Below are 20731 nucleotides of genomic sequence, written 5' to 3'. Positions count from 1 at the left end.
CAACGAATGACAGCTAAAAGGAGTACAAGCTTTTAGCTGTCGTTTATACTATTCCAGTACTTTCTAGCACCGACACACCCGCTTATGGCTAAGGTACGCCACCTGCTTTCAATGCTTCTCCTGATGGTTTCGGTGCCGCTGTGGGCGCAGGAACCCCAACAATCTGTGCGCCTGGAGCTACCCTTTAAAGAAGAGGAAACCTATGTAGAGGTAATCCCGGTGCCTGACAGCAGCCTGCTGCTCTACCACAAAAGCAGCAACATCTGGGCGACCAAAGCTACTTTCCACTTCTCTAAGTATGACCAGAAACTCAACCAAAGCTGGACTAATACCGCAGAACTAAAAGCAGAACAATACTACATCCGCTCATTCACTGAAGCGCCTTATACTTACCTGATCTTTGGGGGCATTGATCCGCAGGCGTATACTATTGTGCGCGTAAACCTGCTAAATGGCGCTACAGTCACTAAAGACTACAAGCTAGAGATGCTGGATGCCATTTATGAGTTTACGGTGCTGCAGGGCCGCTATTTTATCATTGGCAAGAGCAAGAACGATGAAAGGCCGCTGCTGCTGTACCTGAACCCTGCCCGAGACGAAATAAAGCCGCTGCCTGCCGTATACGGCGATGAATCGACCTTTTCTGATCTGTTAGCCGACCCGGTGCATCACCGCATGGATGTGGTGATCGCAGAATCGAACGGGCGTGTCGCACGGCTGCAGGTAAAAAGCTTTGACCCGGAGGGCGAACTTATTGTTAACCGCTTTGTGCTGCCTTATCAGAACTACAGCCTGTTAAATGCCGAAGTTACGCCCGGCGACAGCACCAGCAAATTGCTGGTAGGCACTTATGGCAGCCGCGATATACGCTTTGCTCAGGGCTTTTTTACAACCCCGGCTGTTACTGACAACGACCCTCCAAAGTTCTATAATGTACTGCAGCTAAATAACTTCCTGAAGTATATGAAGCCGCGGCGGCGGGAACGCATCCGTCGCCGGGAGGCCGCGCGGCTGAAAGCCGGCAAAGAGCCCGGCTACCATTACCGCATGCTGCTACACGACCTGATTACCACGCCTACCGGTTATATAGTGGCCGCCGAAGTATACTACCCGCAGTTTCACAGCAATTCGTATCCCAGCATCAACCGCACCCTTAGCTTCGACCATAACGGCCCTGACGGCTACAAACATACCCAGGTGGTAGCAGTTGGGTTTGATAAGGCCGGAACACTGCTTTGGGACAACAGCTTTCCGCTGCAGGAGATTGTAACGCCCCGGCTTACCCATGCGGTAGAGATCGGCTACTGCCCTGACGGACGTGTCGTGATGGCATACCCCGACGAGGAGAAGATCGTTTACCGGATTATGCAGGAAGATACTTACCAGGACGAAGATACGGAACTCAAGATCCTTACCTATAATAAAACCGACAAAATAACGGAAAGCGGCGAGGTGGGCATTACGTACTGGTATGGCAACCACTTTGCCGCATTTGGCTTTGAGCGTATCAACTCGCCCGAAGGAGTACGAAACGTCTTCTACATCAACAAGATCAGTTTCTGAAGTTGTAACTGGTGCAGCAGCGCTTACTCTTCAAAACAAAGAAGCAGCTGACATCATCGCTGCTAGTGCTTTACTCTGCCGACGAGGAGCAAAGTCAATTCCAGGTGTGTTTATACTTACCAGCGTGTAAACAATTTATACATTCGGCCCTTCAGCAATTTAACTATCAAACTTAACTGTCTATATTTGCAGTTATACTTCCGGCTTATGCAGAAAAGACTCATCGTTAACCACCAACTGCTCGATATTATGGTGATGCGCCTTTGCCACCAACTCATTGAGAACCATGGCGACTTTTCTGATTCTGTGATACTGGGCCTGCAGCCTCGCGGCAAATTTGTGGCACAGCGCCTGCAAACCACCCTTGCCTCTATTCTTGGCAAACAGGTACCCACGGGCTTGCTGGACACCACCTTTCACCGCGATGATTTCCGCCGCCGCGACTCGCCCCTTACTGCCAATGCAACCAGAATTGATTTCCTGATCGAGGGCAAAAAAGTAATCCTGGTTGATGATGTGCTGTATACGGGCCGCTCCGTGCGGGCTGCTATGGACGCAATGATCGCCTATGGCCGGCCTGCCGGCGTAGAGTTGCTGGTGCTGATAGACCGTTTGTATACCCGCCACTTGCCCATACAGGCTACCTATGTGGGCCGCCAGGTAAACTCGTTGCAAAGCCAGCGGGTGCTGGTCGAGTGGAAAGGGCAGCAAGCGACGGAAGATAATATCTGGCTTATTACCAAAACTGAAGAATAAACCGCCACCATGCAAGAGCTCAGCGTCAGGAACCTGTTAGGCATCAAAGAGATCACCCCGCAAGACATTCAGCTCATTTTTGAGACCGCGGATAATTTTAAAGATGTTCTGAACAGGCCGATAAAGAAAGTGCCCTCGCTGCGCGACATCACCATCGCCAACGTCTTTTTTGAAAACTCCACCCGTACGCGCCTCTCTTTCGAACTGGCAGAAAAAAGACTTTCGGCCGATGTAATCAATTTCAGCAGCAGTGGCAGCTCCGTTAAAAAAGGCGAAACACTACTGGATACGGTCAATAATATCCTAGCGATGAAGGTGGATATGATTGTGATGCGCCACTCCAGTCCCGGCGCACCGCACTTCCTGAGCCGCCATATCAAAGCCAACATCGTGAACGCTGGCGACGGTACCCATGAGCACCCGACACAGGCTCTGCTCGATGCTTTCTCAATCCGGGAGAAGTATGGCGAGGTAGCTGGCAAAAAAGTAGTGATCATCGGCGATATTCTGCACTCACGCGTAGCATTGTCTAACATTTTTGCACTGCAAAAACTGGGTGCACAGGTAATGGTTTGCGGCCCCGTAACACTGTTGCCCAAGTATATTAAAGAACTGGGCGTATTAGTAGAGACGGACGTGCGCAGAGCATTGGCGTGGTGCGATGTGGCAAACGTGCTGCGCATCCAACTGGAGCGTATGCAGATGAAGTATTTCCCTTCGCTGCGCGAGTATACCTTATACTATGGTATCGACAAGAAAATGCTCGACAGCCTGGACAAGGAAATTACAGTAATGCACCCTGGCCCGATAAACCGTGGCGTAGAATTGAGCTCCGATGCCGCCGATTCGCAGCAAGCGATCATCCTGAACCAGGTGGAAAATGGCGTAGCCATCCGGATGGCTGTTTTATACTTGCTGGCAGCCAAACAGTAGCTAAAAATTTCCCAAGCAGCATATAATTATTCCCAATTAAGGAAAAATACTCCTGCCAATAATTTAACATATAGTATAATTTAGATATTATTTAAAGCTTTTCCGTTTCTGGCACGTCACTTGACAATGGGGTAACGCAGCGTTTGCTGCCTAATTTCAACCACAGCCAAGAACATGAAAAAGCACCTCACTTTTGTAGCCATCACCGCCCTGGCTTTCGCTGCCACTTTACAGCCCACGCTGGCGCATGAGCAACTGACATCTGCCGAAAAGGAAACAGCCATCGCCATCCTGGTTACGCCGGTAGATAAGACTACCATTCGGGAGCTACAACTAAGCGAGTTACAGTATATACAACTGAAAGACCTGTACCAGCAGTATCAGACGGATCTGGAAACCATGCATACCGCTTTGATGAATAACGCTGCCCTGTTGGAGGTAAGAACTCAGGAATTGCATAAGAATTATTACGATGCGCTGAGCCATGTGCTGTCACAAACCCAGATTGCCCGTTACCTGCATACAACAGGCAATTGCCCTGAAACAGCAGGTGTTTAGTATAAAGCCTGGTTATACTTATAGTATATAGTTCCCGGCTGATAACCCGGCTATACTTACCAGCGCGTTGTTGCCACAAACACGTTTTATACTTTGCCTGAAAATAAAAAAGCGCCGCAGTTACCTGCGGCGCTTTTTGCTGTAGCAAATGCTTACAAGCAAGTGCTTTACTCCATATTGAGTTTCATATCAGGCGTATTCATCTCGAAACCAACCCTACGGTTCTTAGCCCGGGCAGTCTCTGTTCTACGTCTTGACAAGCGCTCGTTTACTTTTACAAGTGGTTGTGATTCGCCATAGCCTCTGGTTACCAGTCGGTCTGGGTTCTGCACGCCTTGTGCCACCAAGTATTCTTTTACCGCTTCTGCTCTACGCTCAGACAGTGCCTGGTTGTATTCGTCAGAACCGATGTAGTCAGCATGGCCTTTAATCAGCAGCACGTGGTCAGGATATTTCTGCAGTACCATCACGATGCTATCCAGCAGTTGCTTGTAGCCTTCCTGTACTCTGGCCTGGTCGAATTCGAAACGTACTTTCTCATCCAGTAGCTTCAGTGTCGCCTGGTCTAATTCAGGACATCCACCTGTTGCAGCTGTACCAACTGAGTTAGGGCAAGTATCCTGGTAGTCTGGCACGCCGTCACCATCTGTATCGATCGGGCAACCATCAGCACCTACTTGTACGCCTGCTGGGGTATCCGGGCATTTATCATTCGGGTCAGATACACCGTCACCGTCTGTATCAGGGCAACCTTGCATTGCAGCTGTACCGGCTTGGTCAGGGCACTGATCGTCTTTATCAGCTACACCATCACCATCGCGGTCAGGACAACCTTGTGTGGCAACAGTACCAGCCTCTGTCGGGCACTGATCCTGGTAATCCGGCACGCCATCCGCGTCTGTGTCGATGGGGCAACCCTGCTTGTCTACCTGTACACCAGTTGGCGTGTCAGGGCATTTATCTCTTTTATCCGGCACACCGTCCATGTCTGTGTCTGTCGCTTTACCGAGGTTGAAGCCAAGGCCTACATTGTGCATCAGGAAACGATCGTTGTCACCAACGCCATCTACACCGTCAAACTTATCGTTGCCGGTAAGCACATAGTTAGACTCGATGAAAGCGCTTACAGCATCAGAGAAGCGGAAGCGAATACCAAGGCCACCCATGGCAGCAGCAGTGATAAACTTATCATCCTGCAAGGTAGTACCAGTCATTTGAGTGGCATCTGTATTAACCCAGGCACCACCACCGGCCACCTGAATGTATGGCCCGATAAAGGCATCTTCCTTCAGGATGTTGCCATACATTTTCAGGCGCAGGCCCAGCATAGCCGTACCAAAATGCGCATCAAACTTAGCAGGTGCAGTGCCCTCGCCGTTGGTGTGGTTGTAGGTTAAATGCAGGCCGGCATCAAAAGACGGGCTGAGATAACGGTTCAGATTCAGACCTCCGCCCCACTCCAATTTATCGTGATCCCAGAACTGGTCTTCTAAATCGCCCTTGTATTGCAGAGCACTACCATATATCTGGAGATTCATTGGCTGATCGGAACTCTGTGCATGCACTTGGTTCGTTGCAAGCCACATGGCTGCAAACGCTAGTGCCGTTTTACATAGTTTTGTAAGTTGTGTTCGCATGATGTTTAAAGTATATTTTGATATGACAATACGTGCATGAACCGAAAGGAGTTTATCCTAATGTTAAAAATCTAACAAAACGGCTCAGCCAAACTTATTAAAAATAGGGTGAAAACAGGGAGAGAAGCATGGTTTGGTTATCAGTATCACTGTTTTATAGTTTCTTAGAAAAGCGATGCAAAATTTTGATTATCAGTGTTGCTCTTACATCAAAATAAATGTTACGATTTTCCGGGTTTTCAAAAAACATGTACTATGTTAACTAAAACTGATTTTGACCGACAAGGTTGTAGTGAGGCAAAAAAATTACTGTAGACGCCTAAATATATAGTAAATGCAATAAAAAAATATGCCGGTAAACGGCTGCTTCTGCTTGCCGGCAGGTGCAGTTTACCGCTGCTGCATCAGCCGCTCTATATCGTCGGCCTCCAGCGGGATGTCTTTCATCAGATCGATTGGGCCATTTTTCGTGATCAGGATATCATTCTCTAACCGGATGCCGATGCTTTCCTCCCGGATATAGATGCCCGGCTCACATGTAAACACCATCCCTGCTTCAAAAGGCCGGTATTTGCTGCCCACGTCATGCACATCCAACCCCAGCAGGTGCGAGGTGCCATGCATAAAATACTTTTTGTATAAGGGTTTGTCAGGGTCCTGGTGGTGCACGTCGTTCTTGTTCAGGAGGCCTAGCCGGATCAGCTCGTTCTCCATGACAGTACCCACAAACTTGTGGTACTGGTCCAGCGTGTTGCCTGGTACCAGCATCTGTGTTGCTGTTTTCATCACCCGCAGCACCGACTCGTATACATCGCGTTGGCGTGGAGTAAATGTGCCATTTACCGGTACCGTACGGGTCAGGTCAGCGGCATAGTTGGCATACTCAGCTCCAAAGTCCATCAGCACCAGATCGCCATCCTTGCACTCCTGATCGTTATCCACATAGTGCAGAATGCAGGCGTTAGCCCCCGAGGCGATGATCGAGCTATAGGCCGGCCCTCTGGAGCGGTTGCGCAAAAACTCATGGTACAGTTCTGCCTCGATCTCATACTCCATTACGCCCGGTTTAATAAAGCCAAGCAGCCTTCTAAACCCTCTGTCCGTAATTTGGCAGGCTTTTTTGATGAGCTCGATCTCTGCCTCGGATTTTACGGCACGTAACTGGTGCATAATAGGAGCACTGCGCTCGTACTTGTGCAAAGGATAATGCTGCTGGCACCAGGTAACAAAGCGGGCATCACGGGTTTCTACCTCTACCACTGCGCGCAGGTGTTCGTTGCTGTTCAGGTATACATGCTCCGCTTCCAGCATCAGAGCGTTGAAAACCGATTTGAATTCATGCGTCCAGAGCACGGTTTTGATGCCAGATACCTCCTGCGCCTGCTGTTTAGTAAGCTTATACCCTTCCCAGGTCAGGATATGGTCGCTGGTTTCGCGCACAAAAAGCACTTCCTGCATGCGCTCATCCTTAGCTTGCGGAAAAAGAAGCAGAATACTTTCTTCCTGGTCTATACCCGACAGGTAAAACAGATCGCTGTTCTGCCGGAATGCCATTGTGCCATCGGCATTGGTCGGCATCACGTCGTTGGACTGGAAAACAGCAAGGGAACAGGGCTTGACGTGTTTGACGAAGTTGCGGCGGTTATGGCGAAATAACTCGCTGCTGATAGCCTGATATCTCATAGTTGTGCTGTGTGGTTATCATTCAGTTGCTGCTTAAAACTACAAAAAAATGTATGGATAGCAATTGCAGTACGCCTCCTGCAAAACAGAACGCGCCGAAGTATAACCGCTATATAGCGCTTGGTGAGAAGTTTACGTTTTAGCCGGCATAGGAAAAAAATGGTGCAGGAAACACACTTTTGCAGCGCCAGGTTGCAGGTGGTACAGGAGCGACGGCAAACAGCTTTGTTGTCCGGGCCATTGCAACATTGTTAACTTTATACTAGAGGATCGTTGCGATAGCGGTTTATTCTTCAGTTTTAGCCACTACGCTGCTGTTGCAGCTTTATTCCTTTACGGACATAGGCATGCTGCTCTGCTTCTACTTAAATTTAAGGCTTGAAAGCAGCGCAGCGAAAGGCACCTAAAAGACGTAACCTGCAATAAACACGAACGACATGTTAAGTATAGCAGAGAAAGAGCGCTATAACCGGCAGATCATACTTCCGGAAGTAGGCGAGGCAGGCCAGGAAAAGCTGAAGCGGGCCCGCGTGCTGGTAATTGGTGCGGGCGGCCTGGGCTGCCCTGTGCTGCAGTACCTCACGGCCGCCGGCGTTGGCACCATAGGTATAGCCGATATGGATGTGGTGAGCGAGAGCAACCTGCACCGGCAAATCCTTTATACTTCAGCGGATATAGGCGAGCCGAAAGTACGCACAGCCGCCGCGAAATTGGCGCAGCAAAATCCGTTTGTCGCGTTTCGGGTACACCCACAAGGCATAACGGTAGAAAATGCCCTGGAACTGCTGCAGCCGTACGATGTGGTGGTAGATGGCTCCGATAGTTTCCCGACGCGCTACCTGGTGAGCGATGCCTGCACCATCCTGCAGAAGCCACTGGTGTTCGGGGCTATCTCACGTTTTGAGGGGCAGGTATCGGTGTTTAACTATAACCATGGCCCCAGCTACCGCTGCCTGTTTCCGGCCCCTCCGGCTGCAGGCGAAGTCCTAAACTGCGCCGAAGCAGGCGTATTGGGGGTACTGCCTGGCATTATTGGCACATTACAGGCAAACGAAGTGCTCAAGATCATCTGCGGCTGGGGCGATGTGGCATCTGGCAAACTGCTGTTGTTTGATGCGCTATCGCTCAGCCTCTCGTCCTTTAAATTCTCCCGTACAAAGATGGCAGATGAGGTTAAAGTGCTTCAGCCAAGCTATGGTGTTACGTGTGCTGTAGCGCAGGAGCTAACTGCTGCTGAGTTAAAAACCTGGCAGGCGGAAGGCAGGCAGGTACAGTTGCTGGATGTGCGCGAGCCGCAGGAGTATGAGCACTTTAATATCGGAGGTGAACTGGTGCCGCTTTCTAAACTCTCTGAAAGGATGGAGGAGTTGCAGTTACAGCCGGAAGTGGTGGTACATTGCCAGTCGGGTATGCGGAGCAAAAAAGCAATTGGCCTGCTACAAGCGCGGTTCCCAGAGGTGCTGTTTTATAACCTAGCCGGCGGATTGGCGGCATGGCAGTCATCCGCTTAGTTAAGACTTTGCGGCAAGCAATGCCACAGCGTGCCGTACCAATTGCGCCTCACTTTGCTGCGCCAGGCACACCGGCTCCCCAAAGCGGCAGGTATTGGAGCGGCAGGGCGCACACACCAGGTTAGGAACCCGCATCACAAAAGCTACCTCTCGGTTGTAAGGGCCCGTATTTGCCTCATCACCCGCACCAAAAAATACGATCATCTTTTTGTTTAAGCTGTTGGCCACATGCGCCGGACCGGAGTCAGTTGTCACCACCAGGTCAGCGGCTGCCAAAGCCTCTACCAGTGCTGTGAGGGATGTTTTGCCGGCTATACTTGCCAAGTTCGGCGGGTTTCCGGCCTGGGCCATGATGCGCTCGGAAAAAGTAGCATCCTTCGGTCCGCCGATCAGCACAAACTGCGCCTTTAGCTGCTGGTGCAGCGCCTGGTACATGGCTACCGCTTTGGGCAACGGCATGCGCCGCGACTGCGCCTCTGAGTTAAAATTAAGTATAACGGTAGGCTGCTGCGCGGCCGCTTTTGCTGTTGGTTTTACCTCTAGCCGCACAGGTACCTTCTCCAGCGGATAGCCCAGGTACTGCTCCAGCAAGTATACGTACTCATCGGCGCGGTGGTGCGCCACTGGTTTGGCATACGCGTGTGTCAGCAGCAGCGAGCGACCCTCTTTTCTATAGCCAACTCTAACCTTTGCACCGGTAGCCAGGCCCATCACAGCCGCCGACAGCGAATCAGGCAGGCTGAAGAACAGGTCATACTTGTTAGCGGCCAGTTGCCTGCCAAACCGAAGCAGCCCCCGCAGCCCCGGGTATTCTGCCTTGGAGAAGGGATATACAGCGGATATGGCCGGCAGAAACGCGGCAAGCCCGCTATATTCCTTTTTAAGGATCACATCGATGGCTGCCTCCGGAAAAGTGCGGCGCAGTTCTACCAGAAAGCCGGTGCTCATCACCATGTCGCCGAGCCAGTTGGGCAGCCTTACCAGAATCTTCATTGTCACCGTTTCTATTTACCGGGCGCCTGGCAGTAGTGCCCGGCAGCAAATAAACAGCTTTCAGGGCAGATTAAAAAGCTATCTCCGTTGTGCCGCGCCTGTTTAAGAGGTATAAGCGTGGCAGCAGATCCTTCCCCATCCCGCCAGACGTTTTAACTTAATAATTGAAATAAAAACTGGAAATCGTTGTTTTGTATCTTAATATTGAGTTCCGGTTACCTGCCTGGTACTCCTCCTGAACTTATACTTAGTATGCGAAAAGGAACCTTGTGAAAGTGCCACCATACCGGTTTGACTGATATGAGAAAAGCGATACTTCCGATCAGCCTGTTAGTTTGCCTGTTAGCAAGCCTCACAGGTTGTGTTTCCACATACATGCCTAATGTGCCCAACGTGCCGATGTTTACCGAAAAAGGCGAACTGAGCGCCGGGGGCCACATCACCCCGAAAGGCAACATTACGTTTAATACCGCTTATGCCGTAACAGACCATTATGCGGTGCTGCTAAACGGCTCTATGCTTAACACGGAGCGCCGCAAGCGCGATTTCCGGCACACCCTGCTAGAAGTGGGCGGCGGCTACTTTACCACCTTTGGCCCGCAGAATAACAGGGTGCTGGAGATATACGGTGGTATAGGCGGGGGCAGCAGCGACCGCACCGAAAAGCACGAAGACGAAAAGGGCGTGATGACCTTTGAGCGCTACGAGGCAGATTACAGCAAATACTTTGTGCAGGTAAACTTCAGCTCCAAGCGTAAGAAATCGTTGCACCTGTTCAGCCATGATTTCCCTTTAAACTATGGCACAGCCCTGCGCACCAGCTACATCAATATGAATAAATTTCTGGTGAACGGAAAGCCCGGAGAAGAGGAAGACAACATTTTCCTGGAGCCGATCTTTTATACCCGCCTGGCCCTTAACCGCTCAGTGCAACTGCAGTATACCAGCGGAAGCAACTTCGGCCTGAAGAACCGGAAGTCGCTAACAGCAGGCTATTCAGTGTTCTCGCTGGGTTTCGTGATCAATGTAGGCGGCCTGGCCAAGGATAGGTAAATAACTTCTGTAGCAGCTTATTCCCCTGGCTTAGTCGCCTCGCACTCGCACTAAAGGCCAAACAATTTCCTGCGGGCCAGATGCAAGCATTAGCCCATTAAATTTCGTACCTTTGCAGGCTAATTTTAAATTGAATGCCTGATTATCATATCCATACTTTACCGAACGGCATTCGGGTCGTTCACAAGCAAGTAAATCATACCAAAATAGCCCATAGCGGCTTTATCCTGGACATCGGCAGCCGCGACGAGCTGCCCGACCAGCTGGGACTAGCGCATTTCTGGGAGCACATGGCTTTTAAAGGTACGCCTAAGCGCAAGTCGTTCCATATCCTGAACCGGCTGGAATCGGTAGGTGGCGAGCTGAATGCGTATACTACGAAAGAAAAGATCTGCTTTTACAGCTCGGTGCTGGACAAGCACTTCGAGAAGTCGTTTGAGCTGCTCTCTGATATTACCTTCCACTCCATCTTTCCGGAGCGCGAGATAGAGAAGGAACGCGGCGTGATTCTGGAAGAAATGTCGATGTACCTGGACACGCCGGAGGATGCCATTGTAGATGAGTTTGATGCCGTCGTATACGACGGGCACCCACTCGGCAACAACATCCTGGGCACTACGGAAAGCGTTTCGCGCTTTGTGAAGCAGGACTTCCTCAACTTTATCAGCCGCAACCTCAGCACAGATGCGCTTATCTTCTGCTCGGTGAGCAACCTGCCGTTTGAGAAAGTGGTAAAGCTGGCCGAGAAATTTCTGGGTAATGTGCCGCAGATACAGCAGCACCGGGCACGCGTGCCTTTCCGCAACTATGTACCCAAGGCAATTACCATCGAAAAGCCGATCTCGCAGGCGCACTGTGTGCTGGGCTGCCCGGCCTATGCCCTGAGCGACGACCGCCGTATTCCGTTCTTTATGCTCACCAACCTGCTGGGTGGCCCGGGCATGAACTCACGCCTGAACTTAGCAGTGCGCGAAAAACACGGACTGGTGTATACCATCGATGCCAACTACGCGACTTACATTGATACCGGGCTGCTCTCGATTTACTTCGGTACGGAGAAAAAACAGCTGAAGCGCACCACATCGCTGGTGCTGAAAGAACTCCGAAAACTTCGAGAAAAGTCGCTGGGTTCGCTGCAGCTGCATACTGCTAAAGAGCAGCTGATGGGCCAGCTGGCCATGGCCGAAGAAAGCAACATGGGCCTGATGATGATGCTCGGCAAAAGCATCCTGGACCAGGACAAAGTGGAGCCGCTGAACGAGATATTCGACCAGATCCGGAAAATAACCGCCGCTGACCTGTTGGAGATCGCTAACGACGTGCTGCGCGAAGACCACCTGAGTTTCCTGAACTACGTGCCGGCTTAATGGCTAAATTGTCAACCTGTTAAAGGGTTGATTTAACAGATTGCAATCAGCCAGTTAACCATGTAACCACTCAATAATCCAAACGATGGAATTCCTGGACGATGAACTACAGCAGTACGCCGATGTGCATACCACGCCTGAGAGTGACCTGCTGCACAAGATAAACCGCCAGACGCACCTGAGCGTGCTGAAGCCGCGCATGTTATCGGGGCACATGCAGGGGCGTATACTGGCTATGTTCTCGCAGATGCTGCAGCCGAACCAGGTACTGGAGGTGGGCACTTACACCGGCTACTCGGCCATTTGCCTGGCCGAGGGGTTGCAGCCGGGTGGCACACTGCATACCATCGACAAGAATGAGGAATTGGAGGAGCGGGTACGTGGTTATTTTGCCGAAGCAGGCCTCACCGAAAGTATAAAGTACTACATCGGCAACGCCCTTGAAATCATTCCCACCATCCAAGTCACTTTCGACCTGGTGTTTCTGGATGCCGATAAGATCAACTACAGCCACTACTATGAGCAGGTCATCGACCAGGTGCGGCCCGGCGGCTATATCATCGCTGACAATGTGCTCTGGAGCGGCAAAGTGCTGGCCAAGTATAGGAAGAAGCTCGACGAAGATACCCAAGCCGTGCTGGACTTCAACAAAATGGTACACGACGATGCCCGCGTCGAAAACATCCTGCTCCCCATCCGCGACGGCCTGCTGGTAGCACGCAAGAAGTAAATTCCACCTGCACCCGTCTTGTTGCAGCCTACTACTTTCTTAGCCGCAGTACGCTTCTATTCTCTTTTAAGCAGTATTAGATAGCTGTTCCGATAACCAAAGCACCAAAGGCTATATGCCGGGCAGCCCGCTTCCGTATACCTGAAAAGATTATTGTTATCGGCCCCCGTTTGAACCGTGCTTACCGGTAACAGTAACGAAAAAACAAATAAATCCTTAAATTGCCGTTAGCCCGCTTTAGCGGCAGATTAGGTGTATAACATCATCAACCAAGTATAAAACATGAGAAAGAAAATTGTTGCAGGCAACTGGAAAATGAATAAAACCTACGAGGAGGCGCTTTCGCTCGTATCGGAGATCGATAACATGGTGAAAGATGAAGTGAACGACGATGTAACCGTTATCGTAACGCCTCCTTTCCCGTACTTGCAAAGCGTAAGCAAGCTGGTGCAGGGCAACAGCAAAATGCATCTGGCAGCCCAAAACGTGAGCGAACACGAGAGCGGCGCTTATACCGGCGAGGTGTCGGCGGCGATGCTCAAATCAGTAGGCACCGAATATGTGATCATTGGCCACAGCGAACGCCGCATGTACCACCACGAAGATGCGCAGATGCTTTACAAAAAAATGAAAGAGGCCTTACGATATGGCATAAAGCCGATCTTTTGCTGTGGTGAGCCCCTGGAAGAACGTGACGCCGACCGCCACTTCGAGTATGTAGGCCAGCAACTGCACGACAGCCTTTCTTACCTCAGCAACGAAGAGTTTGATCAGATCGTGATCGCCTATGAACCGATCTGGGCCATTGGCACCGGCAAAACAGCCTCAGCAGAGCAGGCGCAGGAGATGCACGCCTACATCCGGGAACAGCTCTCGCGCCTGTTCGATGCCGAAGCAGCTTATAACTGCAGCATTCTGTACGGCGGCAGCTGCAACCCGGCCAACGCGCAGGAGATCTTTTCGAAAGAAGACGTGGATGGCGGCCTGATTGGCGGCGCTTCGCTGAAATCACGCGACTTTGTAGCCATTGCTAAGTCGTTCTAACCTAGTATATAGCAGGCCAAAGTGGCTGCCGGTGCGGGACATCGGCAGCCACTTTGTTTTTAGCGCCGGTGCAACCATGCGCAGCGTTTGAGGGTCGGTATAGTATAAGCGCACATCGGATATGGACATCTTAAAAAAGTATACCTGGCTATTAGCTTTGATCTTGTTGATTTCCTGTAAAAAAGAGGAAGCAGCACCCCAGCTGATTCCCGGTCTGTCAGGAACCTGGACGCTGAAAATGGTGCTTGCCAACGACCACTGGGGCGCCCCGCTCACCTGGCGCGAGGTGCAACGCAGCGACCAGGTGCGGTTTACGGCTGACGGCCAATATTATGAAATGCAGGCGGGCCAGAGCAGCTTCGCCTTAGTAGGTACTTATGAGATTTTGGATGAGGACGAGCTGAAGATCACCGAAACACAGCCGGAGTTCCCGGAATACCCGTCCCATACAGTATACTATTCGCTGGAGCCGGGCAATTACCTGGTCATCACAAAAAAGCAGTTTGAAGGAGAGGTAGCGCAAAAGTACCAGCTGGCAGAATAAAATTACATCACCCCGGCTTCAGCTACTCTATTAAATTTGTACAATTCCGCTGCTGTTGGTAACTTGATGCCCGGTGGAATTTTATAGGAAAGACGCTTGTTTGTTCCGTGAAAAGCAAAGATTTGCTTGTTAATCAGCCGCCGATGCAATATTGGCGGCTTTTTTGTTAGGCATATAGCTATCTTTGAGTAAATTTATACTATGCAAATCTTATTTTCTCTCTGGCTGGCTCTGATGCCGCTTGCACGGCCTGTAATACCCGCTGCTGCACCTGCCACTACTACTGTGGCGGCCGGCTACTGTAACATTTACGGTGCCGTGTACCTGGAGCGTGACCCCAAGTATAAAAGCGACGCCGAGTATACGGTTTTCCTGGACGAGGACGAGGCGTATGCCAACATGATCGTGTATCGGGAGAACAACAAACTTTTTGCCGATGCCACGGCCGTTTGGTACCTCACGCCGACCAAAGCCTTTGCCGACCATGTGCTGTACGTAACCGATAACCGGAACCTGGCGGATTTTACTGTGCATTATACCCTTACACGTTCTTTTGCCCAATGCCGCGAATAACAACACCATGGATTTTATAGAAATAACCTTACACGTAAACGCAGATTTCGCGGATATTTTAACAGCCGAACTGGGAGAGTTGGGCTTTGATGCTTTTGTGGAGGCAGAAGATGGTCTTAGTGCTTACATCGAAGAAGACAAGTATAGCCAGCAGGCGCTGGACGACACCCTTGCCCGCTACGCCCACTTGGTAGAGGCAACCTACACCGTTCAGACGATTGCACGCCAGAACTGGAACGAGGAGTGGGAGCGCAACTTTGAGCCCCTTTATATTGGCGATCAAGTATCTGTGCGAGCTTCTTTTCATGCTAAGCCAACCCAGGCGAAGTATGATATTGTGATCAACCCGAAGATGTCGTTTGGCACCGGCCATCACGAAACAACCACCCTGATGATCGAAAACCAGCTGACGCTGGACCACCAGGGCAAGCGCGTGCTGGACATGGGCTGCGGCACCGGCATTCTGGCCATTATGGCCGGCGAACTGGGTGCCGCCGAAATAGTGGCTGTAGAAATTGAGGACTGGACGGTAGAAAATGCCCGCGAGAACGCAGCACTTAACCACTATGGCAGCATAGACGTGCGCCTGGGCGGTGCCGAAACCATCCACGGCGAAAAACCTTTTGATATTATACTAGCCAACATCAACCGCAACGTTTTACTGGAAGATATGCCTGCTTACAAAGCCGTGCTGCACCCGCAGGGCTGGCTGTTGTTAAGCGGTTTTTACACCGAAGACCTCCCGGTGATCCGGGAACGCGCAGAAGCCTTAGGCCTTCATTTCGTGTCGCACCGGGTGAAGAATAACTGGGTGTCGGCTGTGTTTAGAGCGAGCTAATTATTGTACTATTTCTTTTACCTGATGCTATGAGGCATAAACTTTTACCCCTCCTCTTTTTTTTCACGATCATCACCGCCCAGGCTCAAACCCGACTCAGCGACAAGCCCGCTGATTTTGTGGCAGATGCCAAAGCTATGTTGCTGGCTGGCAAAGTAGCCAATGCCGACGCCCTTGGTACCAGCCTGGAGGAAGCCTGGAACAGCGGCAAGCTCACGGCAAAGCAGCAGAATCAGGTCATTAACATTGCCCAGGACATGTACCGCAAACGGCTGCGCACCAATCCGCACTTCGCCGCTTTCTTTACCATGGTAGCAGCCGGCGTAAACAAGCAAAACCTGCGCGGTAATACCCTAGACGAGATGTTGGACGTTACGGCCAAAGCCGTGCAGAAAGAAGACCCGAAGGTGCTGGAGAGCTTTTTGAATACGGCTAGTCTTTACCTGAGCACCAACCGCCTGTTCCAGAACTCCTACTATCACCTGAGCAGCACTGGCGGCTTCAGCTTTGCCTACGAAGGGACCAGCAAAGCTTCTGCCTCGCCTGAGCCTGGCAGTGAAACTGCTATCTCCTGGGACGACGAGGTAGACGAAAAAGGGCAGCAGCAGGAAGACGACGGCTGGGGCACCATCTCTCCTACTCCCAAAAAAGAAGATAAAAAGAAAGCAGAGAAGAACCGTAAGGAAAGTATAAAGCAGCAGTTTCAGCCGCAAATGCCTGCTGTAACAGGGCCTGTACTAAAACTGCAGAACGCCACGCTCACCTTCGTTACGCCCTGGGACTCCACGGCGATCAACAAAACAAACGGGCAGCTGATGCTGGGCACCAATGTATTTGTGGGCGAAGGCGGCACGTTCGATTGGCAGGCCAACGGGCAACCAGCCACGGCTACCCTGGGCAAGTATAACTTTACCACCTCGTTTGCCGGATTCAAAGCACCGGACGTAACCGTTACCTATGCCTCCGTGCTGAAAGCGCCGGTAGATGGCGCCCTGGAATGGATGAGCAGCAAGCGGAAGACCAGCGCCTATCCTTATCCAAAGTTCTTCTCTTTCACCAACGATGCACAGATGAAAACCCTGGGCGATAACATAGCCTATAAGGGTGGCTTTTCGCTGGTAGGCAATATGATAGGCAGCAAGCCGCTGGATGGCAGTTTATCGGAGATCGTGGTGTCGCATGGGGGGCAGCGCAAGTTCCGCTCCATGGCCCGCAACTATACCATCACCGACTCGCTTATACTTGCCAGCCGGGCCGCCATCGCTATTTATCAGCAGAAGGATTCGCTTACGCACCCGGCCATGCAGCTGCGCTTCTCCCGGCCACAACAGGAGCTTACCCTTACCAAAGACAAGGGGCCATATGCCCGCACGCCTTTTTTCGATACCTTTCATAAGCTGGAGATCACGGCAGAGCGCCTGCACTGGAACCTGACTCAACCGGAGATCAATTTCTCTATCCTTAATACCAAAACCCTGATTCCGGTGCAGCTGGAGTCTACGGAGTACTTTTCGAACAACCGCTACCAGCAACTGGTGGGAGTAGCTTCGTTCCACCCGCTGCAGGTCCTGATTGGTTATGCGGCTAAAGCCAAGAGCAATAACTTTTATGCTTCGGAAGTGGCACAGGGCTCTAAAATAAATGAAACAGCCATTAAAGAAGCGGCAGCCAACCTCTCCCGCGACGGCTATCTGGACTATGACCCGGGCAGCGGCTACATCCAACTGAAGTCGAAAGCCTGGCACTACGTGGGTTCTGCCCGCGACATGTCTGACTATGACCACCTCGTGATCAGGTCTGTTGTGCCTTCCGGCCGCAACGCTACCCTGAACCTGGACGATAACAAGCTGACGGTGCGTGGGGTAGACAAGATCACTTTTAACAACGATACCGCCAGCGTGTTCATACTGCCGCGCCAGAGCGAGATTCGCATTCTTAAAAACCGCGACATCGAATTTGACGGGCAGATCTATGCCAGCCGTTTGGCTTTTAAAGGCACGCAGTTCAAGTTCAACTACGATGAGTTCTCTATCGACTTGGCCAAATTAGATACAGTAGCGCTGGTGTCGCGCCGGCGGCGGGCACGCGAAGGCGAAGCCTCTGACCAGGTGCTGACGGGCAAAGGCAACAGCATGGCGGGCAAGCTCTACATCAACAAGCCGGATAACAAGTCGGGTCGCAAGCACCTGCTGGACTACCCCAAGTTTGATGCCGTGTCGGGTGCCAAAGTAGCCTTTAGCCGGCCCGATGTGGCGGGCGGCGCCTACGACAGCACCGTATACTTCGATATGCCGCCGTTTAAGATCGACTCGCTGAGTTCCGGCAAAGGCGCCGTGGCATTTGATGGCACCTTTAACTCCGGGGGTATTTTCCCGGTGATCAAAACCAAGCTGCAGATGATGCCGGACGAAACACTGGGTTTTTACTATCAGCCCTCAGCCAAAGGAATGGCGGCGTATGGTGGCAAAGGAATGGTGTACGATACAGTTATGATGAGCTCCAGCGGTATCCAGAGCAAAGGCAAGATCACCTACCTAACCGCTACCTTGCAGGCGCCTGTTTATACATACTATAAAAATGCCGTTACTACTAAAACCGGCACTTCTGTAGTGATAGCCGAAGGGCAGCACGGAGGAACAGCCTTCCCGGTAGCCTCGCTTGCCGGTTTTTCAATGAACTGGCTGCCCCAGGCCGATACCATGTATATCCAGACAGCCAAGGAGCCGATGAAAATATACAAGGAAGGTTTTGATTTTAAAGGCGTGGCCAAGCTGTCGCCGGGCGGTTTATACGGCAGCGGCATCGTAGATAATCAGGTAGCCACTGTAACAGCGCCGCAGCTGCTATTCAAGCAGCGCGCTATTAGCGGCAACCACGCTACCGTAATCGCTAAATCAGACGTGGCGGGCCGGCCGGCCATCAAGGCGCAGGACATGGCCTTTGCCTACGACCTGACCAAAGGCCTCGTGAACTTTGCCAGCGAGCAGCGCGGCACGGCCAGCATCGAATTCCCGAAAGCGCAGTATAAAACCTCAATGAGCAGCGCCCGCTGGGACATGAACAAGCAGAAAATAAGCCTGAAGGCGGATGAAAACGGGGGTAAGAACTGGTTCTACTCCCTGCACCCGCAGCAGGACTCTTTGCAGTTTATGGCCGCCAGTGGTGAGTATGACCTGAAGAAGAATACCTTGCTGGCCGGTGGTGTGCCCTACATTGCTGTGGCAGACACGTACATTGTGCCGGACAGTGGTAAAGTAGCCGTAGCGGCCGATGCGACCATTCAGACACTGCGCAATGCCAAAGTGCTGGCCGACTCGGCACAGCAATACCATAAGCTATATGCCGGCAACATCGATGTGCTCTCGCGCAAAGCCTTTAGCGGCAATGCAATCTTGGATTACACCAACGCTGCTTCCGACTCGTTCCGACTGGCTTTCGGCGACTTTGTGTATGGCAATCCGCAGAAAAAGAAGAAGCCCGTTTATACTTATGCCTCTGCCCAGGTAACGGAAGAGAACGCCTTCTATATTTTCCCTCGCATCCTGTATCGGGGCAAAATTGCGCTGAACGCCCCTACGAAGTACATGGATTTTGATGGCGATCTGAAGCTGAATTTTACCGGCAACCCCGCTGACTCAGACTGGTTTTCGTATAAAAAGGATACCCTGAATCCTGATAACGTTCGAATTCCGGTCATCAAACCGAAAGCTGCAGACGGCACACCGCTGCACACCGGCCTGCATATTGCACGAGGCTCCGCCAAGCTCTACAACACGTTTGTATCGAAGAAACAAGCCGAAGAAGACCTGGACTTGTTTACAGTGGATGGACTGCTATCGTACGACAAGAGCAAAAGCGAATTTAAGATTGGCCAGAAAGACCGCGCCTACGCTGACGCGTATGAGGGCAACGTGCTCCGCTATAACGAAGCCTCCAACACAGTGCAGTTTGAAGGCAAGCTGAACATGCTCAAACCAACGAAGAACTTTAAGGTGGAAGCCTCCGGCAGCGGCAGCGCCAACGTAGACAGCGCCCGCTACAACCTTGATACCTTCCTGGCCTTTGACCTGGACATGCCGGCACAGGCGCTGACGGCTATGGCGGGGAATTTACGTGGCGATGGGGCTGCAGGCGCGGCAGATAACAACGATGCCATGCTGTACAAACTGGGCGAGTTTATCGGCGACGGGCAGGTGCGCAAGTATGCCCAGCGGTCCGCTACCGAGTATGTGCCATTGCCCAAGCTGTCGAAAAAGCTGGTGCGCAGCCTCATCTTAAGCCAGGCGAACCTGCGTTGGTCTAACGAGCAAAATGCCTGGTACAGCGTGGGCAAGATCAACCTGGCCAGCATCCTGAAAGGCGATATCAACGCCGTGATGGACGGCTACCTGGAAATGCGCCAGGACATGAACGGTGAGCCGGCCGTGAATTTATACTTGCAGGCCGATCCGTATACCTGGTACTACTTCAGCTTTGCAGAAAATAACCTGTCGCTGGGCTCTTCTGACGACAAATTTAACAAAGCAGTCAGTTCCAAATCGAAAGGCAGCCGCGGCGCTTCGCTCAACTATGGCTTCTTTCCTGCCGAGGCCATCGAGAAGAACCAGTTTATGGAACACTTCAGCACCACGTACCTGCAGGGCAAGAGCGGCTTTAAAGTAGCTTCTGAGCAACAGGTAGTAAAAGAGCCTACAGGTAACTTCGACTACATGGAAGACCAGCCGAAGAAAACCAAGAAGAGTAAAAAGAAAAAGGACAAGAGCGATCCATTTGGTGTGGATGCAGAAGAGGGGACAAATAACCAGAAGCCGTAAACACCGCGTATATACCTAATAGAGTAGCACAACTTTTGGAGTTTAGATTCGGGTTTAGCTATATTTGGGATCTTCTGCCACTCTGAAAATACGCCTGCAGGCTGCCAGAAAAAGCTTTTGGCAAAGCCGGGGTT

General features: G+C 51.5%; 16 protein-coding genes. 13 read left to right on the top strand and 3 right to left on the bottom strand.

Going from position 1 to position 20731, the window contains the following annotated elements; genetic code table 11:
* Positions 1-84: 84 nt before the first annotated feature.
* The 4 genes from ABDW72_RS07305 (at position 85) to ABDW72_RS07290 (ending at position 3810) form a co-directional block, all read left to right on the top strand.
* Complete coding sequence (locus ABDW72_RS07305) at positions 85-1563, top strand: hypothetical protein (RefSeq protein WP_347157850.1); 1479 nt, start codon at positions 85-87, stop codon at positions 1561-1563.
* Positions 1564-1770: 207 nt separating this feature from the next.
* Positions 1771-2319, top strand: coding sequence for a bifunctional pyr operon transcriptional regulator/uracil phosphoribosyltransferase PyrR (gene pyrR / locus ABDW72_RS07300; RefSeq protein WP_347157849.1), 549 nt, complete (start codon positions 1771-1773; stop codon positions 2317-2319).
* A 9-nt stretch (positions 2320-2328) separates the two neighbouring features.
* A complete protein-coding gene (locus ABDW72_RS07295) occupies positions 2329-3252 on the top strand; it encodes an aspartate carbamoyltransferase catalytic subunit (RefSeq protein ID WP_347157848.1) in 924 nt (307 codons plus the stop codon).
* A gap of 174 nt (positions 3253-3426) precedes the next feature.
* Positions 3427-3810 carry a hypothetical protein gene (locus tag ABDW72_RS07290; protein WP_347157847.1) on the top strand — a complete coding sequence of 128 codons (384 nt, stop codon included), beginning with the start codon at positions 3427-3429 and terminating at the stop codon, positions 3808-3810.
* 167 nt (positions 3811-3977) lie between these two features.
* On the opposite strand, the gene ABDW72_RS07285 is transcribed toward ABDW72_RS07290, so the two are convergent.
* Both ABDW72_RS07285 and ABDW72_RS07280 read right to left on the bottom strand, forming a co-directional pair.
* Positions 3978-5348 carry an OmpA family protein gene (locus ABDW72_RS07285; protein WP_430438148.1) on the bottom strand — a complete coding sequence of 457 codons (1371 nt, stop codon included), beginning with the start codon at positions 5346-5348 and terminating at the stop codon, positions 3978-3980.
* A 489-nt stretch (positions 5349-5837) separates the two neighbouring features.
* Positions 5838-7130, bottom strand: a complete 1293-nt coding sequence (locus ABDW72_RS07280) for an aminopeptidase P N-terminal domain-containing protein (RefSeq protein WP_347157846.1) — start codon at positions 7128-7130, stop codon at positions 5838-5840.
* A gap of 437 nt (positions 7131-7567) precedes the next feature.
* Here ABDW72_RS07280 and moeB point away from each other — a divergent pair, with 437 nt between their 5' ends.
* The gene (gene moeB / locus ABDW72_RS07275; protein ID WP_347157845.1) at positions 7568-8641 is read left to right on the top strand and encodes a molybdopterin-synthase adenylyltransferase MoeB; all 1074 of its coding nucleotides are present in this window, start codon (positions 7568-7570) and stop codon (positions 8639-8641) included.
* On the opposite strand, the gene ABDW72_RS07270 is transcribed toward moeB, so the two are convergent.
* The gene (locus tag ABDW72_RS07270; protein ID WP_347158057.1) at positions 8642-9634 is read right to left on the bottom strand and encodes a glycosyltransferase family 9 protein; all 993 of its coding nucleotides are present in this window, start codon (positions 9632-9634) and stop codon (positions 8642-8644) included.
* A gap of 300 nt (positions 9635-9934) precedes the next feature.
* Between ABDW72_RS07270 and ABDW72_RS07265 the strand changes: the two genes are divergently transcribed.
* From ABDW72_RS07265 to ABDW72_RS07230, 8 genes are all read left to right on the top strand, one after another.
* Positions 9935-10687, top strand: a complete 753-nt coding sequence (locus ABDW72_RS07265) for a hypothetical protein (RefSeq protein ID WP_347157844.1) — start codon at positions 9935-9937, stop codon at positions 10685-10687.
* A 134-nt stretch (positions 10688-10821) separates the two neighbouring features.
* Positions 10822-12054, top strand: coding sequence for a M16 family metallopeptidase (locus ABDW72_RS07260; RefSeq protein WP_347157843.1), 1233 nt, complete (start codon positions 10822-10824; stop codon positions 12052-12054).
* A gap of 85 nt (positions 12055-12139) precedes the next feature.
* Positions 12140-12784: an O-methyltransferase gene (locus tag ABDW72_RS07255; protein WP_347157842.1), complete on the top strand. Its 645-nt coding sequence runs from the start codon at positions 12140-12142 to the stop codon at positions 12782-12784.
* A 282-nt stretch (positions 12785-13066) separates the two neighbouring features.
* Complete coding sequence (tpiA, locus tag ABDW72_RS07250; protein WP_347157841.1) at positions 13067-13828, top strand: triose-phosphate isomerase; 762 nt, start codon at positions 13067-13069, stop codon at positions 13826-13828.
* A gap of 121 nt (positions 13829-13949) precedes the next feature.
* Entirely contained in the window at positions 13950-14372 is a 423-nt protein-coding gene (locus ABDW72_RS07245; RefSeq protein ID WP_347157840.1) for a hypothetical protein, read from the top strand.
* 201 nt (positions 14373-14573) lie between these two features.
* A complete protein-coding gene (locus ABDW72_RS07240; protein ID WP_347157839.1) occupies positions 14574-14945 on the top strand; it encodes a 7(1) septoil knot domain-containing protein in 372 nt (123 codons plus the stop codon).
* A 7-nt stretch (positions 14946-14952) separates the two neighbouring features.
* Positions 14953-15783, top strand: a complete 831-nt coding sequence (gene prmA, locus ABDW72_RS07235; RefSeq protein WP_347157838.1) for a 50S ribosomal protein L11 methyltransferase — start codon at positions 14953-14955, stop codon at positions 15781-15783.
* Between the two features lie 29 nt (positions 15784-15812).
* On the top strand, positions 15813-20597 hold the full coding sequence (locus ABDW72_RS07230; RefSeq protein ID WP_347157837.1) for a hypothetical protein: 4785 nt from the start codon (positions 15813-15815) through the stop codon (positions 20595-20597).
* The last annotated feature ends 134 nt before the right edge of the window (positions 20598-20731 follow it).

Origin of the sequence: Pontibacter chitinilyticus, assembly GCF_039748935.1 — a bacterium.
GTDB lineage: Bacteria > Bacteroidota > Bacteroidia > Cytophagales > Hymenobacteraceae > Pontibacter > Pontibacter chitinilyticus.
This window is presented reverse-complemented; position numbering and strand designations above follow the sequence as displayed.

Coding starts and splice junctions, on each gene's coding strand:
- ABDW72_RS07240 (WP_347157839.1), top strand. CDS start 14,574: ATGCAAATCTTATTTTCTCTCTGGCTGGCTCTGATGCCGCTTGCACGG.
- ABDW72_RS07245 (WP_347157840.1), top strand. CDS start 13,950: ATGGACATCTTAAAAAAGTATACCTGGCTATTAGCTTTGATCTTGTTG.
- pyrR (WP_347157849.1), top strand. CDS start 1,771: ATGCAGAAAAGACTCATCGTTAACCACCAACTGCTCGATATTATGGTG.
- ABDW72_RS07295 (WP_347157848.1), top strand. CDS start 2,329: ATGCAAGAGCTCAGCGTCAGGAACCTGTTAGGCATCAAAGAGATCACC.
- moeB (WP_347157845.1), top strand. CDS start 7,568: ATGTTAAGTATAGCAGAGAAAGAGCGCTATAACCGGCAGATCATACTT.
- ABDW72_RS07290 (WP_347157847.1), top strand. CDS start 3,427: ATGAAAAAGCACCTCACTTTTGTAGCCATCACCGCCCTGGCTTTCGCT.
- ABDW72_RS07260 (WP_347157843.1), top strand. CDS start 10,822: ATGCCTGATTATCATATCCATACTTTACCGAACGGCATTCGGGTCGTT.
- ABDW72_RS07270 (WP_347158057.1), bottom strand. CDS start 9,634: ATGAAGATTCTGGTAAGGCTGCCCAACTGGCTCGGCGACATGGTGATG.
- prmA (WP_347157838.1), top strand. CDS start 14,953: ATGGATTTTATAGAAATAACCTTACACGTAAACGCAGATTTCGCGGAT.
- tpiA (WP_347157841.1), top strand. CDS start 13,067: ATGAGAAAGAAAATTGTTGCAGGCAACTGGAAAATGAATAAAACCTAC.
- ABDW72_RS07305 (WP_347157850.1), top strand. CDS start 85: ATGGCTAAGGTACGCCACCTGCTTTCAATGCTTCTCCTGATGGTTTCG.
- ABDW72_RS07280 (WP_347157846.1), bottom strand. CDS start 7,130: ATGAGATATCAGGCTATCAGCAGCGAGTTATTTCGCCATAACCGCCGC.
- ABDW72_RS07230 (WP_347157837.1), top strand. CDS start 15,813: ATGAGGCATAAACTTTTACCCCTCCTCTTTTTTTTCACGATCATCACC.
- ABDW72_RS07255 (WP_347157842.1), top strand. CDS start 12,140: ATGGAATTCCTGGACGATGAACTACAGCAGTACGCCGATGTGCATACC.
- ABDW72_RS07285 (WP_430438148.1), bottom strand. CDS start 5,348: ATGAATCTCCAGATATATGGTAGTGCTCTGCAATACAAGGGCGATTTA.
- ABDW72_RS07265 (WP_347157844.1), top strand. CDS start 9,935: ATGAGAAAAGCGATACTTCCGATCAGCCTGTTAGTTTGCCTGTTAGCA.